Origin of the sequence: Ventosimonas gracilis (assembly GCF_001580025.1) — a bacterium.
Lineage (GTDB): Bacteria > Pseudomonadota > Gammaproteobacteria > Pseudomonadales > Pseudomonadaceae > Ventosimonas > Ventosimonas gracilis.
On the sequence record NZ_LSZO01000175.1, the window covers coordinates 1 to 17,007 of the forward strand.

Here is a 17,007-nt window from a genome sequence, read left to right on the forward strand (position 1 = left end):
TTTTGAGATATGCCCGCATACGGGACAGGTTCGGCTGGTATTTTGCGGTGGCACGGCTATCAGTATGCCACCGTTCCAGTCCAGCTTGTATTGCAACTGCCGTCTGAACTCAAACCAGCCTTGGTCGAGTATGGCTTTGTTCAGGCCAGACTTGGCACGGACATTACGCCCCGGTTCTTCGCTTGTTCCTGCCGCTGATTTCGACATATTCCTGACCTGCAAATCCTCAATACACACCATCGCGTGGTTTTGGCTGATGGCGGTTGTGGCTTTATGCAGGTAGTCGTGGCGGGCATTACCGATGCGGGCATGCAGGCGCTGAACTTTGCGCTTGGCTTTCCTCCAATTGCTGCTAAATTTCTCCTTTCGGCTCAATGACTGCTGCGCGCGCCGAAGCGCCGTTTCATGACGCTTGAAACTGTTGAGCGGTGCAAGGTAACTACCGTCCGAGAGCGTGGCAAAACGGGCAATGCCCATGTCGATGCCGATAGCCCTTGTGGCTTCGGGCAAGGGCTGATCGACTTCCCGCTCGGTCTGTATAGAGACAAACCACCGTCCCGCCCGCAGCGATACCGTAGCATTGCGCACTTGGCCCTGAATATTTCTGCTGTTGCGATAGCGCAGCCAACCCAGCTTGGGCAAAAATATCCGCCCGTTCCCTTCGTCCAATTTAATTTGTTGCGGCTGCGGATAACGGAAGCTGTCGCGCACGCCTTTCCTTTTGAAACGGGGAAATTCCGCACGCTTGGCAAAGAAATTGGCATACGCCCGCTCAAGGTCTTTGAGCGATTGCTGCAAAGTCTGCGCAGGCGAGAACTTCAACCAAGCAAGCTCGCGCTTCCACGCAGGTAGCAGATTTGCCAGCATCGTATAGCTGAACCGCGTTTGCTTATCGGCCTCGTAGCGCTCCTTTTGCAACGCCAGCGCCTTGTTATAGACAAACCGGCACGAACCGGCAAAGCGGCTCATATCGCGCTTTTGCTGCCCACCCGGTATCAGTTCGTATTTGTAGGCTTGCAGACGTTGCATGCTTGGCATGTATAGGTCGATCTATGAAAAACAACACCGATGCGCTACGCAGCAAGGACGGCCGCGCCGTCCGAGCTATCCATCATCGCCCTGAAGAGCCTGTCGCAAAAGGGACAGAGAACTTATTTCATTCTGAGTTTAAATTTTTAACCATATGATTTTATTGATATAAATTAAACCAATCGGTAGCAGAAATCAGGTAACAGAGCCTTTTGCGACAGCCTCTGAAGGACGAGGTCTTGCGCGCAAACCTGATAAATTATTCAATTTCGCCATAACGCAGCGCCTGGGGCAAGGGTAAGCGTAGGCCACGCTCACGCGAGTCTTTCTTATAAGCGGGTATATTCAATTCGCTGCCATCTTCAGACAAGGTGAGAGGGCGTTGGGTGCTGCTGTAGAGGTCTTTTGGAACGCTAGACTGCAAATAATGGCTGGTGAGTCGTTGCGGTAGATTGGGTTGTTGGCGTAGCCATAACAGCACCTGCATCATCTGTAACTGAGCATTGGTATCTTGCATCCGATGCACGTAATCAGCATGGTCGAATCCAGTGCCTGCTTGTGCCAAGCCGCAGGCTATTCCGTATGCTATCTTATTTTCGCTTTTTAGCATGCGCATGCGGTTACGGCACTGTTGCCGCCAAGTGGATACCGCTATGGCAGGTGTTACAAATTTCTCATCCTTAAGTAAAGTTGGCTGTATTTGCGGCCAACATACGGCGGCTTTTTCCGCCGCAACCACCAACAGCACATTATCTAAATCCGATACGTTTTCCGGCTGCACCTGTTGATTATAGATTAGGCTCTTTTTTTCCAGCTCGATAATACTGTGCAGAGCGGTAAATTCCCCGCGCATAGCCGAACATAGGCTCAGGTTAATCGTTTCGGCGGTTAATGGCGCAAAGGCCTTGGCGCAACTTGGCGGCAAGGCGGCATCCAAGGGCAATTCGGCAATGATTTGTGCGGCCACATCTAAGCTACTACTCAGCAACCTCACACCTACCATCATGGCTACCAAGTGGTTGCTATTTGCAATTAACACCCGCGCTGTATGGGCATCACGACACAAACCCGTTAACGCTTGATCACTGTGGCCGTTGATATGGGTGAGTGCGTGAGCGCTACGTGATACGAAGAGACTCTGAAAAGACGGTATCGGCGTAGCAACAGTATTCAGCAAAGGCACGTGATAGTAATCATATTGGGCAAGCGCTGCGATTTGTTCTAGCACATCGGCATAAGGGGCCAGTGCTTGCTCGGTGGCCTGTGGCTGCTCACGCACGATGTTCAGGCAATTAGCAATATCTGCGTTAGTACATAAGGCTTTGTTATTAGCGCTTGCAGGCAATCTGTATTCATCAGATACATACGGCAGCGGCGGCTTAGGTGCTTCCGGCTCTTCTTCCGATGGCACCAGGCGCAATCCGCCACCACTTTTCAGATAAAAATCCACATAAGTATGTTCATACCAGTGGTTAAACTGCTCCGTGTAATCATCGGCCACGGTTTGCCGCTGCTCTGGGGTTAAATTCGGCTGAGTCAAGGTGATTAAAGCGGCCCACATATTGCGGCCTTGCTGTTCTACAAACGGCTTTTGCATCAGTACCAAGGCGTTTTGGGCGTGTTCGTCTTCCTTTGGATCCATTACTTGCGCTGATCTGATCGATCCCACTACTCGCATTAGTACAATGCTTGCCAATACGCCAACTGCTACCCAAATCGCTACTTTGACCGCCTTGTTCATGAGTATTTCCCTAAGGTGTTTAATAGCAAGGCTAGGCATTATCGCCCAAGTGGTTATTTAATCACTATGATTTAATCACTATGCCTGCGCAGAAAATTTAATTGGGCTAATACTCAAAGCCAGTTAACGCCGTGTAATAAAGTCCAAGATAAAGGCTTTTGACCAGTCGGCGAGCAGCAGGAAGGTCGGCAGCAGTTTTGATTGCTTCCACCAATCATCCTGCTGCACCGGCAGCAGGCTAAGCAGACCGATAATCAGCACCACCAGCAATACCCCGCGTACTGCGCCAAACACCATACCTAAGAGCCTGCCGATGCTGTCTGGCCCACTGGCGTTAAGCAGCTTGTCGAGCAAGGTGGTCAATAAAGAGCCGACCAGCAAAGTGGTAACAAATAAAATCACACAAGCCAAAATCAGCCGCAGCGAGGGAACATCCAGAAAACCGACAAACTTTTGTGCCAGCGCCCCGCCAAACATCCAGGCAACCAGCAGTGCAACCAGCCACATCAGCAACGATAAGGCTTCCTTAAGAAAGCCGCGCATTAAGCTAATCAGGCTGGAAGTCACAATAATGAAGACAATCAGCCAATCGACCCAAGTCAATATCATGGTTTGTTTCACCGAAGGAATAAAAAGGCGCAATTAGGTGAGAAAGACCCTCTCCCGCAAGCGGGCGAGGGGCGTAAACCAGCGTCAAACGATACAGCGCGCACTCCTCTTACCTATTTTTGTGGAGGGAAACCACTACTCGCTGTCGCCAAAGCCTCCTCCCAAGGCTTTGTACAACTGTACTTCGGCGGAAAGCTGGGCGAGGCGGTCGGCAATTAAGGTTTGCTGCGCACTAAAGAGTTGGCGCTGCGCGTCGAGGAAGGTCAAGTTGCTGTCGATACCGGTTTGGTAACGCCTCTCGGCAAGCTGGTAGTAGTCCTGATTCGCCGCGACCAGGTCGCGCTGTGCCGCCAGTTGGTCACGGTAGCTGGTGCGCGCAATCAAACCGTCGGCCACTTCTCTAAAGGCGCTTTGGATGGCTTTTTCATATTGCGCAATCTGCATGTCTTTTTGCAGTTTGGCGTAGTCCAAACTGGCTTTGAGGCTGCCGGCATTAAAAATCGGCACGCTGATTTGCGGCTGGAACAGCCAAGTGCCTGAATTGCCGCGAAACAGGCCGGATAAATCCGGACTTAAGGTTCCGGCGGCCGCAGTCAAGCTGATATTGGGGAAAAACGCCGCTCGCGCCGCACCGATATTGGCGTTGGCGGCTTTAAGCTGATGTTCGGCGGCCAAAATATCCGGTCGGTTTTGCAGCACATTCGAGGGCAGTGCGGCGGGTAATTCGCCCAGCAGCGTGCCGTTCAAATCCAAAGGTTTATCCAAATCGGCAGGCAGCTGGCTGCCCAGCAGCAGGGTCAGCGCGTTTAAATCCTGCTGGACTTGGCGTTGATATTGGGCGCGGCGCACACGGGCGCTTTCCACTTGGCTTTTCGCCTGTGCCAAGGTCAGGCTGGAAGCGACCCCTGCGTTGACGCTACGTTCGGTGAGCGCATAACTGTCTTGCCAAGCTTGCAGGGTTTCTCTGGCAAGATCAAGCAGCGCCTGGTCGGCCTGCCAAGCAAACCAGGCCTCGGCCACACTGACGATCAGGCTGATGCGCAGGCTTTGCCGCGTGGCTTCACTGGCTAAATATTGCTCCAGCGCCGCGCCTTGCAGGCTTTTCACCCGGCCAAACAAATCAAGCTCCCAACTCGCCGCGATGGTCGCGCTGTATTGACTGTTGATTTGCCGCTGCCCTGTCGGCGAGGCGCGTTCGGGGATGCGCTGGCGAATGCCACTACCGCTGCCGTTGACGCCGGGGAAGCGGTCAGCCCGTTGAATGCGGTAAAGCGCTTGGTAGGCCTCCACATTCAAGCTGGCGGCGCGTAAATCCCGGTTGTTGGCAAGTGCCTGACTGATTAGGCGACGCAGCGTCGGGTCAACAAAAAAGCTTTGCCAGTTGGACGCTTGCCAGCCCTCTATGGCGTGGCTTTCGGTTTCTTGCGGCGCATTCGGACGGATGTATTCGGGTATCAGGCTGCAACCGCTGACAGCCAAAGCGATAGCAAGTGACAGTAATGACTTTTTCATGGGCTGACCTTTTGTGCGGGCACGGGTTTGCGGGCGAATAACGAACTGATGGCAACGTAAAACAAGGGTATCCAGAAAATACCGAGCAGCAGCGCCGACAGCATGCCGCCGATGACACCGGTGCCGATCGCGTGCTTGCTCGCAGCGCCAGCGCCGCTGCTGATGGCAAGTGGCAGCACGCCGAAGATAAAGGCCAGCGAAGTCATCACAATCGGGCGAAGACGCATGCGGCAGGCTTCAATCGCCGCTTCGGCGAAACTCATGCCTTGCGCGTACTGCGCACGGGCGAACTCGACAATCAAAATCGCATTACGCGCCGATAGTCCGATAGTGGTCAAAAGCCCGACGCGGAAGAACACGTCATTGGACAGCCCACGTCCATAAGTGGCGAGCAATGCGCCCAAAATGCCAATCGGCACCACCAGTATCACGGCAAAGGGTATTGACCAGCTTTCATAAAGCGCCGCCAGACAGAGAAAGACCACCAAAAGTGACAACAGATACAGCGCCATGGCCTGCGAGCCTGCCAGCCGTTCCTCATAGGAAAGCCCGGTCCAGGAAAGCCCCACGCCTTGCGGCAGTTCGCTGGCGATCTCTTCCACTGCCGCCATGGCCTCGCCTGAACTGCGCCCGGGCGCGGGAGCGCCGTTGATTTGCATGGCCGATACGCCGTTATAGCGGGCGAGTTTCGGTGCGCCGTAAGTCCACTGCCCGCTGGCAAAGGCCGAGAATGGCACCATCTGCCCCTGATTGTTGCGCACGTACCATTTATCCAAATCCTCAGGACTCATGCGCGAATCGACCTGCCCTTGCAGATAGACTTTTTTCACCCGCCCGCGGTCGATAAAGTCGTTGACATAGCTCGCGCCCCAGCCAATCGAGAGGGTGCTGTTGATGTCAGCGAGCGAAAGCCCCAAGGCGCGTGCGCGTTCATCGTCAATCAACAGCCGGTACTGCGGCTCGTCGTACAGGCCGTTCAGACGGACTTGCATCAGCATGTCAGCGCGTTCGCGCGATTTATTCAGGAAAATATCACGCGCTTGGCTGAGCACCTCATGGCCGACGCTGGCCTGGTCTTGCAGATAGAGGTCAAAGCCGGTGGCGTTGCCCATTTCCATGACCGCAGGTGGCGCGAAGACAAAGGCCATGGCGTCACGCAGGGTAAAGAAATAGCCCTGTGCACGTCCAGCCACGGCCGAGGCGCTAAGCTCGGGGCTTTTACGCTCGCCCCAAGGTTTAAGCATGATAAAAGCCATGCCGGTGCTCTGCGCACGACCGGCAAAGTTAAAGCCGGTGATGGTAAAGACCGAACGCACCGCGTCTTTTTCTTGCCCCAGCAGATATTCGCGCATTTGGTCGACCACTTGCTGCGTGCGCTGCGCACTGGAACCCGATGGTGTGCTGACCTGGGCAAACAGTACGCCCTGGTCTTCCTGCGGTAGAAAATCCGACGGAATGCGCGTAAACAAAAAGCCCACGCCACCGACAATCAAAACCCACATCAGCAGATAAGGCGATTTCACCCGCAGCATGCTGGCAACGCCGGATTGGTAGGCATGCGTGGTGCGTTCAAAGCGGCGGTTAAACCAGCCGAAAAAGCCGCGTTTTTCGTGATGCTCGCCGTCTTTATGCGCTTTTAAGATGGTCACGCAGAGCGCCGGGGTAAATACCAGCGCAACAAACACGGAAAGCGTCATCGCGGTGACGATGGTGATAGAGAACTGGCGATAAATCACACCGGTCGAGCCGCCAAAAAACGCCATTGGCAAAAATACCGCCGACAGCACCAGCGCAATACCAACCAGCGCACCTTGCACCTGTCTCATGGATTTTCGCGTGGCTTCGCGCGGGTCTAACTTGTCTTCACGCATCACCCGCTCGACGTTTTCCACCACCACAATGGCATCGTCCACCAACAGGCCAATCGCCAGCACCATGGCAAACATGGTCAGCGTGTTGATGGAGTAGCCAAAGGCAAACAGCACGGCAAAGGTGCCAAGCAACACCACCGGTACCGCTAGCGTGGGGATAATGGTGATGCGAAAGTTCTGCAAAAACAAAAACATCACCACAAAGACCAGTGCGATGGCTTCCAGCAGCGTTTCCACCACGCCGCTAATGGAGGCCGAAATCACCGGCGTGGTGTCGTAGGGGTAGACCACTTCCATCCCCGCAGGGAAGAAGGGTTTTAGCGCATCGACGGTTTCGCGCACCGCCTTGGCGGTATCCAGCGCGTTGGCACCGGTTGCCAAACGCAATCCCAAACCGGAGGCGGGCATGCCGTTGTACTGCGCATTGATGCTGTAGTTCTCGCCGCCCAGTTCGACCTTGGCGACATCGGCAAGGCGCACTTGCGAGCCATCGGCATTCACCTTAAGCAGTATCTCGCTGAACTGTTCCGGCGTTTGCAGACGGGTCTTGCCGATAATGGTCGCGTTAAGCTGCTGCCCGTCGGCGGCGGGCAGGCCACCGAACTGGCCGGAGGAGACTTGTACGTTTTGCGACTGAATGGCGCTGCGCACATCGGTCGGCGTTAGCTGAAAATTGTTGAGCTTGGCCGGATCCAGCCAGATGCGCATGGCGTACTGCGCACCGAATACCTGAAAGTCGCCCACGCCCTTGGTACGCGCAATCGGGTCTTGCAGGTTGGAGACAATATAATCGGACAGATCATCACGGCTCATGCTGCCGTCGGTGGAAATAACCCCCAGCACCATCAAGAAGTTACGCGCCGATTTAGCCACGCGAATGCCCTGTTGCTGCACTTCTTGCGGCAATAAGGGCGTAGCCAGTTGTAGCTTGTTTTGCACCTGCACCTGGGCAATATCGGGGTTGGTGCCCTGGTCGAAGGTGACGACAATTTCCATGCTGCCGTCGGAGTTGGACGATGAAGAGATATAACGCAGTCCATCCAGACCATTGAGCTGCTGCTCAATCACCTGCACCACGGTATCTTGCACCGTCTGCGCGGATGCGCCGGGATAAACCACGGAAATGGCGACCGCCGGAGCGGCAATACTGGGGTACTGGTTAATCGGCAAATTCAGGATGGACAGGGTACCGGCCAGCATAATCACCAAGGCAATAACCCAGGCAAAAATCGGGCGGTCGATAAAGAAATTCGACATAGTGAAGGCGTTCCTGGCTTAGTTGGCGCTGGGGTTTTGGCTGTTTTGCTGCGCTACATTAGTGGCTTCTGCGGGCGTCACCTGCATTCCCGGGCGGACAAACTGCAAGCCCTCAGTAATCAACCGGTCACCTTCATTCAGCCCACTGTTAATCAGCCAGCGATTGCCCACCGTGCGCGCCGCTTCGAGCTTGCGCAGTTCGACCTTATCGCCCTCACCTACCACCAGCGCAGTCGGCGTACCGCTGGCATCACGGGTCACGCCCTGTTGCGGCACCAAAATCGCCTGCTGCTGCAAGCCTTCAACCAACTGCGCATGCACAAACATGCCCGGCAGCAAAAGATGGTCGGGGTTGGCAAACACCGCGCGCAGCGTTACCGAGCCGGTGCCGGTATCGACCGACACTTCGGAAAACTCCAAACGCCCTTCATGCGCATAGAGGCTGCCGTCTTCCAGTTTAAGTTTAACTTTGGCCGCATTCTCGCCCGCCTGCTGCAAATGCCCTGCGGCCAACTCTTTGCGCAAACGCAAAATATCCTTGCTGGATTGGGTTAAATCCACATAAATCGGGTCAAGCTGCTGGATAACCGCGAGCGGCGCTGGTTGGCTGTTATTGACCAGCGCCCCTTCACTGGCGACCGAACGGCCAATGCGGCCGGAAATCGGTGCGAGTACGCGGGTATAACGCAGATTGATTTGTGCACTTTCCAGCGCCGCTTGGTCGCGCAGAAAATTGGCCTGTGCCTGGTCGTAATCTTGCGGGCTAACGGCGCGTTCCTTGACCAAACCGGCATAGCGTTTAGCCAGCGCTTCGCTGGATTTGAGCGCCGCTTCAGCGCTTTTCAACGCGGTTTCGTAAAGCGCTGGGTCAATCTGATAAAGCTGCTGTCCGGCTTTGACCTCGCTGCCTTCATCAAACAGCCTTTTCAGCAAAATACCATCGACTTGCGGGCGCACTTCGGCAATCCGATAAGCGCTGGTACGCCCGGGCAATTCGGTCGTTTGTGCAAAAGGCTGCGCTTTTAACGTCACCACGCCGACTTTGGGCGGCGGCGCTTCACCGCCTGGCGCGGCATTGCCCGGCTTTTGCTCGCAGCCGCCAAGCAACAAGGCCGTAAGCACAAAAGCGCTCAGCAAGGGGGACGCTGGTCTGACAAACAGGGAGGGCATGGCAAGATTCTCGTTGACAGAAAAATCATGAAAAACAATAACCCGCAAGGCAGCAGGAAAACTTAAGAGGCTGGCATGCGCCAACAGGCGCGAAATTCGCAGCAGATTAGCAGAACGGCAGGGATTTTATAGATAAGACTGTTTGTAAATTTTTCTTGTTATGCACCGACTGAAAAATCAGCCATCTGCTACCGTCTGTATTTTATTTTTAACTGAAGTCAATAGTCGTCAAAATAAGGATATTCATCATGAACGTCACGCATTCCAAGGTTTTAAAAATACTGATTATCGGTGCTGGTTTTGCTGGATTGGGGCTTGCTGTGCGCCTTTTGCAAAGCGGCCAGCGCGACTGGCTGATATTGGAACAGGGCGAGGACATCGGCGGCACTTGGCGCGTCAACCACTACCCGGGCGCGGCCTGTGACGTACCCTCGCATCTGTATTCGTTCTCTTTTGCGCCCAATCCCGACTGGTCGTATAAATTTGCCCGCCAAGAAGAAATTTTTGCCTATCAACAACATCTGGTACAGCAATACAGCCTGCGCCCGCACATCCGCTTTAACTGCGCCGTTGAAAGCGCTGAGTTTGATGAAGAAAACGGCCTGTGGCGAGTTCGCAACAGCGAGGGCGAACTCTTTTTTGCGAAAGTTTTAGTCACCGCCAGCGGCCAATTAAGCCTGCCTAAACTGCCTGACCTGGAAGGGCTTGAAGACTTTGCCGGCGCGGCTTTTCATACCGCTTGCTGGCGGCGCGATGTAACGCTTAAGGGAAAGCGCGTGGCGGTTATCGGCAGCGGTGCCAGCGCAGTGCAGTTAGTGCCGCAAATTGCGCCGCAAGTGGCAAAACTTGCCCTGTTCCAACGCAGTGCGCCCTATGTACTGCCCAAACCCGATCGCCGCTACCGACCTTGGGAACAAGCCTTGTGGCGGCATGTCCCGTTTAGCCAAACCTTGGCGCGCTGGCTGCAATATGTGGAACATGAAGCCCGCGTACCGGCTTTTTCCCATCTTCCGGCGCTGATGAAAGTGCCGCAGTGGCAGTTTCGCCGTTATCTCGCGCGACAAGTCCAAAGTACCGAACTGCGGCAAAAACTCACGCCGAATTATCCGATGGGTTGCAAGCGTATTCTGCTGGCGAACGACTATTACCCGGCGTTGCAACGCGATAACGTCGAGGTTATCGATACGCCGATAAAGCAGGTCTGCCGCGAGGGCATCCAAACGCAAGAGGGGCAATTGTTTGCCGCCGATGCGTTGATTTTCGCCACCGGCTTTGCCGCGACCGATTTCCTCGCCCCCATGCGCATTGTCGGGCGGGCCGGTGCGCTGTTAAGCGAGCGTTGGAAAGACAGCGCACAGGCTTATCTTGGGCTTACAGTCCACGGTTTTCCCAATCTGTTTACCCTGCTTGGCCCCAACACTGCGCTCGGGCACAGCTCCATGCTGTATATGATGGAAAGCCAGTACAACTACCTGCTGGGCGCGCTAAAACACATGCAGCAGCAAGGACTGCAAACACTGGAAGTCAAAGCACAGCCCATGCAGGTATTCAGTCAAAAACTGGCGCAACGATTGCGCGGTACGGTTTGGGGACAAGGCTGCCACAGTTGGTATAAAACCGAAGACGGCACTAATCCGACTATTTGGCCCGGGTTTACCTTCAGCTACCGCTGGCTGACCCGCCGCTTTAACCCAAACGACTGCGTGTTTACTACCCTCTCCCACTAGCGGGGAGGGATTAGGCAGCAAAATTGAGCCTTGCCGCAAACTTAAGTAAAATGGCGCGTTTTTCCGCCCCGCTTAAGGGAGCTTTTGCCATGCTGCGTATCAGCCAGGATGCTTTGACCTTTGACGACGTGCTGCTCGTCCCCGCCCATTCGGTTGTCCTGCCCAAGGATGTCTGCCTAAAAACCCAGCTTTCGCGCCGCATCAGCCTGAGCTTGCCACTGGTTTCGGCGGCAATGGATACCGTCACCGAAGCACGGCTTGCCATTGCCATGGCGCAAGAAGGCGGCATTGGCATTATCCACAAGAACCTTTCCATCGATGAACAGGCCGCTGAAGTACGCAAGGTCAAGCGTTTTGAAGCCGGTGTAGTGCGCGACCCGATTACCATCGAGGCGAGCGCCAGCCTGTTGGAGTTGCAGGAACTGACCAGACAAAACCATATTTCCGGCGTGCCGGTGCTGCAAAACGGCGATTTGGTCGGTATCGTCACTTCGCGCGATGTGCGTTTTGAAACGCGCCTGACCGCGAAGGTAAGCGAACTGATGACGCCGAAAGAACGGCTGGTCACAGTTAAAGAGGGCGAGCCGGTCGAAGCCGTTCGCGCCTTGCTGCACAAACACCGGATCGAACGGGTATTGATTGTTGATGAGGCTTTTGGCCTAAAAGGCATGATCACGGTCAACGACCTGGAAAAATCCAAGGCCTACCCGCTCGCCAGTAAGGACGAACAAGGCCGTCTGCGTGTCGGCGCTGCCGTCGGCACCGGGGTGGACAGCACGCTGCGCGTCAAGGCACTGGTCGCTGCCGGAGTGGATCTGGTGATTGTCGATACCGCGCACGGCCACTCGCAAGGCGTTTTAGACCGCGTGCGCCAAGTGAAAAAAGACTACCCCGACCTTCAGGTCATTGCCGGCAATATCGCCACCGGCGAGGCGGCGCTGGCGTTGGTTGAAGCCGGCGCGGATGGAGTCAAAGTCGGCATTGGACCGGGATCGATTTGCACCACGCGCATTGTTGCAGGTGTTGGCGTGCCGCAGATTTCCGCCGTCGCCAATGTCGCCGCCGCGCTCGCCGGTAGCGGTGTGCCGATGATTGCCGATGGCGGCATTCGCTTTTCCGGCGACCTTGCCAAAGCCATTGCCGCCGGTGCCCACGCGGTAATGATCGGCTCGATGTTGGCCGGTACCGAAGAAGCGCCAGGCGAGGTGGAACTGTTCCAGGGTCGCTCCTACAAAGCCTATCGCGGCATGGGGTCGCTCGGCGCGATGTCACAGGCGCAAGGCTCGTCTGACCGTTATTTTCAGGACGTATCGAGCGGCACGGAAAAACTGGTGCCGGAAGGCATCGAGGGTCGCGTACCCTACAAAGGCTCAATTACCGCCATCATCCACCAACTGATGGGAGGACTGCGTGCGGCAATGGGCTACACCGGCTGTGCCAATCTCGATGAGATGCGCAGCAAGCCACAGTTTGTCCGTATTACCGGTGCCGGCATGGCCGAGTCGCACGTACACGACGTACAAATCACCAAGGAATCACCCAACTACCGGGTGGGCTGATGCCCGCAATGGATTTCGGCTAAAACAGCAATAACAACAAGCCTCCCTAACCTGCGCCCCTCGCCCATTTATCGGAGAGGAGCCAGGATAAGGGAATAGAAAACACACCACTGATCGACTTACCGCTACCAAGGCCTTTCCATGACTTCCCCCAATATCCACCAAAAACGTATTTTGATTTTGGATTTTGGCTCGCAATACAGCCAACTGATTGCCCGCCGCGTGCGCGAAATCGGCGTTTACTGCGAACTGCACCCGTTTGATTTAAGCGAACCATCGATTAAGGACTTCGCCCCGTCCGGCGTTATCCTCGCCGGTGGGCCGCAGTCGGTACATGAAGCAGACAGCGCACGGATTAGTGACGCGGTACTTAGCCTAAACGTGCCGATTTTAGGCATCTGCTACGGCATGCAAGCGCTTGCCGTGCAGCTTGGTGGCGCGGTAGAGCGTTCTGAGTTACGCGAATTTGGCCATGCCCGCGTTGATCTGGTCAGCAAAAGCCGTCTGCTCGATGGCATTGAAGACTCTCTCGATGGCGACAGAGTGCCGGGGCTTAACGTATGGATGAGCCACGGCGACAAAGTCAGCCGCCTGCCCGCAGGTTTTACCCTGCTCGCCAGCACGCCAAGCTGTGAAATCGCCGCCATAGCCGACGATGCGCGGCGCTGGTACGGCGTGCAATTTCACCCCGAAGTCACCCACACCCAGCAGGGGCAGCGCATCCTATCCCGTTTTGTGCTGGAGATTTGCGGCTGCGAGCCGTTGTGGACGGCGGGCAATATCGTGGCCGATGCTATCGAACGGATCCGCGCCGAAGTCGGCACAAGCCAAGTACTGCTGGGGCTTTCCGGTGGGGTGGATTCCTCAGTGGTCGCCGCGCTACTGCACCGCGCCATTGGCGACCAGCTCACCTGTGTATTTGTCGATAACGGCCTGCTGCGCCTGAATGAAGGCGACCAGGTTATGGCGCTGTTCGCCGAAAACTTAAAGATCAAAGTCATCCGTGTCGATGCCGAAGGCGAATTTTTGCGCAATCTGCAAGGTGAGGCCGACCCCGAGAAAAAACGCAAAATCATTGGCCGCACCTTTATTGACGTCTTCGATGAGCAGGCGGGCAGGCTGCAAGGCATCGAATATCTGGCGCAAGGCACCATCTACCCGGACGTTATCGAATCTGCCGCCGCCAAAAGCGGCAAGGCCGAAGTCATCAAAAGCCATCACAATGTCGGCGGCCTGCCGGAAGAAATGAACCTGAAACTGCTCGAACCGCTGCGCGAACTGTTTAAGGATGAAGTGCGCAAAATCGGCCTCGAACTGGGTCTACCCTACGACATGGTCTACCGCCACCCGTTCCCCGGCCCCGGCCTTGGCGTGCGCATCTTGGGCGAAGTCACTAAAGCCCATGCCAACCTGCTGCGCCGCGCCGATGCCATCTTTATCGAAGAACTGCACCGCGCCGGTTGGTATCACAAAGTCAGCCAAGCCTTTGTCGTCTTCCAACCGGTCAAATCCGTCGGTGTCGTCGGCGACGGCCGCCGCTACGCTTGGGTGGTTAGCCTACGCGCGGTCGAAACCATCGACTTTATGACCGCACGCTGGGCGCACCTGCCCTATGAACTGCTGGAAACCGTCAGCAGCCGCATCATCAACGAAATCGAAGACATCTCCCGCGTCACCTACGATGTGAGCAGCAAACCGCCGGCGACTATTGAGTGGGAGTGAAATCGATCGACGAGATTTATTTGTACCCGGCGGCAACACAACAACTTGACAACAGCAAATTGTCTTGTATAATTTTGCGCGTTCCATACGCAGCATATGCGAACGGAATGTTCCGCGATAGCTCAGTCGGTAGAGCAAGTGACTGTTAATCACTGGGTCCCTGGTTCGAGTCCAGGTCGCGGAGCCAGCTTAAAGCAGGACATACGGGGTATAGCGCAGTCCGGTAGCGCGCCTGCTTTGGGAGCAGGATGTCGGGAGTTCGAATCTCTCTACCCCGACCATCTGAAATAAGCTGCATTTGGGTCGTTAGCTCAGTGGTAGAGCAGTTGGCTTTTAACCAATTGGTCGTAGGTTCGACCCCTACACGACCCACCACTTCCAACCTAGTCTTGCTTAAGTAAAGTGACTGCTGATTAGCAGTCATTATTACGCTCCAAGGCTTCCTCGCCTCAATCCGTAAAATAGCGTTCTCAGTAATCAGCCCCCTTCAACGGACTTGATAAAAACGTTATCGTTAATCAGCCATATAAACTGTGAAAGCCAGCATGGATAAATTTGCAGGTTTACCCAAGGCTGGCTTTTAAGATTTATTAAAGCAATTGCCGGCTTAAGTTATTTCGCCAGTAATACGCCAAGCGACGTAGGTTGCGACGGCTCTACTGGTTGATATTTTGGCGCTGGTATTGCTTGTGCCTGTTCATTAAACTCGGCGGCAGGCTTGTTATCGCGCCAATAAACAATCTTTTGCTTTCCAGCGCCGCAACTGCCGACTATTTTTGCACCACTGTCCTTATTAAGTTCCAACTCAGCCTCTTGGCTGGACAGTATTTCCAATAAATATCCGCGCACGCCATTGCCGTAGATATTGGCATCTATTTGTTCTTTAAGCTCCTCACAGGATGCGCCCGCCCAAACCGTACTACTGATAAGCAAGGATATTAAAATTAATCCTGTTTTAACAATATTACACATGGTCAATCTCCATTTACAGTTCAATCTTGATGATTGGATACTGCTTGCCCATCACCTTACTATTCGCGACGGTCTTCCAATTTCTGCCCGGGTATTAAAGCGTTACGACTGGTTTGAAACAATACACTCATTGCCTGCTTTGAAAGCGGATAGCCATTATCACGCACCGTATTGGCAATTTGATTAACAACGGCGCTGACTAACGCGCCCAATAGCCCCTGATTACTACCTCCTGTACTCACTGCAAGGTCAACACGGTTTTTCCACAGCGTACCCGCACCGCTGCGCAAATCGACCAGTTTGGCTGCTACGCTGATCTCGGTTACGCTATCGATGACAATATAGCGTGTTCCGTATTTATCGACTTCCATATAAAGTGCGGCATCGGCGCCAAAAATTTCCCGCAACTTGGCAGGCGGTACCGCATGAATATCGGCAGCAGTCAATAGCCCATTTTGCGCGAAGGTTTCCATCATATTAGTGACGGGTATCACGTAATAACCCATTTCCGAAAGCGGCGCGGTGGATGAGGCTAAAATGGCGGGCACGGCATTTTCTTCGACCGTACTGTTTAATGGCGGCAGCACTAATAGTGAATCGGGGCGATGATTGATTAGCGCGCTATGGTCGGGCGGTATTGGCGCATTGGCACATGCGCTAAGTAATGCAATGAAGCACAGCAGCAAGGTTGTTTTAGCGCAAGACAGCAAGCCTTTCATTATTCTGTCTCCTGCTGTGCAGGATTGATATTTTTAAGCCCTTTAAGCTGAAAGTCGATAAAAACCGAGGATTCGGGAAAAGCCTTTTTCTCAGCTTGAAGATAACCTATCGCTAAGTCCGGCTGTCCGGCTTTTAAATAGAGCAAAGCCAAGTGGGCACGAAAACCCGGTGGCAAGTCCCTGCGACCCGCTTCGGCTTTTCTGGCGTGCTCTTCCAATGCGCTAATATCCTCGTGCCAGCCTTGTTCTTCGCCTTTTAAATAACGGTAAGTATGGTCAGGATAATCCCCCCAAGCATACAGGCTGCGTTTGCCATTGCCAGCACAGCCGGTTAATAACAAGGCAGCCAATAGCATTAATAATAAACGTCCAGTAAAGCCATCGAACATAATTTAAGCGCCTGGTCGGTATCAAGGGATGATGGATAAGTAAATGCTTTAAGGCCGCCAAGCGCCTTTTTGTATGCCATCGACCAAGTGGTCAACCGCTTCGCGTATAGATAAGTCCAGCACTTTGGAGGTTAAAGTCGCATCGTAACCGGCAGTGCCGCCAAAGCCGATAATCTCGCGATTGGATAAAGCATATTCACCCGCACCGGATGATGAATAGACGACTTCGGAGCTATTTACATCCACCACATTCAATGTCACTTTGGCATAGGCCACTTGTTTTTTACCGCGCCCCAAAATACCAAATAACCATCTATCCCCTACGGTTTTACGGCCAAACTCGGTGACATCGCCGGTAATCACGAAACGAGCGCCTTTAATCTGTTGATTGGCTTGACTAAAACCGGCTTCTTGTTTGATTTCCGATAAATTGGTGCGGTCCAGTACCGAGAAACGTCCGCTCTGTTGTAAATGTCCGACCAGAATGGTTTTTGCCTGATTACCGATGCGGTCAATACCGTCGGAAAACACGCCGTTTAAATAACTGCTGCGGTTATCGAACTTGCCGACGGAAATCGGGCTGCGCGCGCCTTGCCAAGGACTTTGTGCCGCCTGTGTGGAGGATACGGCAAGGGGTTTACTGCTTTCACTGGCGCAGCCTGCAAACAGTAATAAAGTGCTCGCCAGTAAGGCAAGGGTGCGGAAAAATTGAAGGCTTTTCATGATTTTT

At 54.3% G+C, this 17,007-nt stretch carries 13 protein-coding genes and 3 tRNA genes; 6 read left to right on the forward strand and 10 right to left on the reverse strand.

Features of this window, described 5'->3' with window-relative positions:
- From AXE65_RS09410 to AXE65_RS09435, 6 genes are all read right to left on the reverse strand, one after another.
- Nucleotides 1-1,029: RNA-guided endonuclease InsQ/TnpB family protein (locus tag AXE65_RS09410; RefSeq protein ID WP_068391400.1), on the reverse strand; the 1,029-nt coding region annotated here is incomplete at its 3' end.
- Between the two features lie 259 nt (nucleotides 1,030-1,288).
- A complete protein-coding gene (locus AXE65_RS09415) occupies nucleotides 1,289-2,770 on the reverse strand; it encodes a hypothetical protein (protein WP_153015442.1) in 1,482 nt (493 codons plus the stop codon).
- A gap of 123 nt (nucleotides 2,771-2,893) precedes the next feature.
- Nucleotides 2,894-3,379, reverse strand: a complete 486-nt coding sequence (locus tag AXE65_RS09420; protein ID WP_068391403.1) for a CvpA family protein — start codon at nucleotides 3,377-3,379, stop codon at nucleotides 2,894-2,896.
- A gap of 135 nt (nucleotides 3,380-3,514) precedes the next feature.
- Nucleotides 3,515-4,891: an efflux transporter outer membrane subunit gene (locus tag AXE65_RS09425; protein WP_068391356.1), complete on the reverse strand. Its 1,377-nt coding sequence runs from the start codon at nucleotides 4,889-4,891 to the stop codon at nucleotides 3,515-3,517.
- A complete protein-coding gene (locus tag AXE65_RS09430; protein ID WP_068391358.1) occupies nucleotides 4,888-8,019 on the reverse strand; it encodes an efflux RND transporter permease subunit in 3,132 nt (1,043 codons plus the stop codon). The genes AXE65_RS09425 and AXE65_RS09430 overlap by 4 nt, the downstream gene beginning before the upstream one ends.
- Nucleotides 8,020-8,037: 18 nt before the next feature.
- Nucleotides 8,038-9,180: an efflux RND transporter periplasmic adaptor subunit gene (locus AXE65_RS09435; RefSeq protein WP_439144683.1), complete on the reverse strand. Its 1,143-nt coding sequence runs from the start codon at nucleotides 9,178-9,180 to the stop codon at nucleotides 8,038-8,040.
- Between the two features lie 257 nt (nucleotides 9,181-9,437).
- Here AXE65_RS09435 and AXE65_RS09440 point away from each other — a divergent pair, with 257 nt between their 5' ends.
- The 6 genes from AXE65_RS09440 to AXE65_RS09465 all read left to right on the forward strand — a co-directional run bounded on the left by AXE65_RS09440 (nucleotide 9,438) and on the right by AXE65_RS09465 (nucleotide 14,572).
- Nucleotides 9,438-10,916 carry a flavin-containing monooxygenase gene (locus AXE65_RS09440; RefSeq protein WP_153015443.1) on the forward strand — a complete coding sequence of 493 codons (1,479 nt, stop codon included), beginning with the start codon at nucleotides 9,438-9,440 and terminating at the stop codon, nucleotides 10,914-10,916.
- A gap of 89 nt (nucleotides 10,917-11,005) precedes the next feature.
- A complete protein-coding gene (guaB, locus tag AXE65_RS09445; protein ID WP_068391409.1) occupies nucleotides 11,006-12,475 on the forward strand; it encodes an IMP dehydrogenase in 1,470 nt (489 codons plus the stop codon).
- A 141-nt stretch (nucleotides 12,476-12,616) separates the two neighbouring features.
- Nucleotides 12,617-14,197 carry a glutamine-hydrolyzing GMP synthase gene (gene guaA / locus AXE65_RS09450; RefSeq protein ID WP_068391362.1) on the forward strand — a complete coding sequence of 527 codons (1,581 nt, stop codon included), beginning with the start codon at nucleotides 12,617-12,619 and terminating at the stop codon, nucleotides 14,195-14,197.
- 111 nt (nucleotides 14,198-14,308) lie between these two features.
- A tRNA-Asn gene (locus tag AXE65_RS09455) sits at nucleotides 14,309-14,384 on the forward strand.
- Nucleotides 14,385-14,401: 17 nt separating this feature from the next.
- Nucleotides 14,402-14,478: transfer RNA gene (locus tag AXE65_RS09460), tRNA-Pro, on the forward strand.
- Nucleotides 14,479-14,497: 19 nt separating this feature from the next.
- A tRNA-Lys gene (locus AXE65_RS09465) sits at nucleotides 14,498-14,572 on the forward strand.
- A 237-nt stretch (nucleotides 14,573-14,809) separates the two neighbouring features.
- Here the strand turns inward: AXE65_RS09465 and AXE65_RS09470 are convergent.
- From AXE65_RS09470 to AXE65_RS09485, 4 genes are read right to left on the reverse strand one after another with little or no spacing between them, the layout of a single operon-like run.
- Nucleotides 14,810-15,169, reverse strand: a complete 360-nt coding sequence (locus AXE65_RS09470) for a DUF1161 domain-containing protein (protein ID WP_068391364.1) — start codon at nucleotides 15,167-15,169, stop codon at nucleotides 14,810-14,812.
- A 59-nt stretch (nucleotides 15,170-15,228) separates the two neighbouring features.
- On the reverse strand, nucleotides 15,229-15,888 hold the full coding sequence (locus tag AXE65_RS09475; RefSeq protein WP_068391366.1) for a DUF799 domain-containing protein: 660 nt from the start codon (nucleotides 15,886-15,888) through the stop codon (nucleotides 15,229-15,231).
- Nucleotides 15,888-16,277 (reverse strand): DUF4810 domain-containing protein, encoded by a 390-nt coding sequence (locus AXE65_RS09480; protein WP_068391369.1) that lies wholly within the window; start codon nucleotides 16,275-16,277, stop codon nucleotides 15,888-15,890. Before AXE65_RS09480 ends, AXE65_RS09475 begins: the two co-directional genes overlap by 1 nt.
- 48 nt (nucleotides 16,278-16,325) lie before the next feature.
- The gene (locus AXE65_RS09485; RefSeq protein ID WP_068391372.1) at nucleotides 16,326-17,000 is read right to left on the reverse strand and encodes a CsgG/HfaB family protein; all 675 of its coding nucleotides are present in this window, start codon (nucleotides 16,998-17,000) and stop codon (nucleotides 16,326-16,328) included.
- Nucleotides 17,001-17,007: the final 7 nt, after the last annotated feature.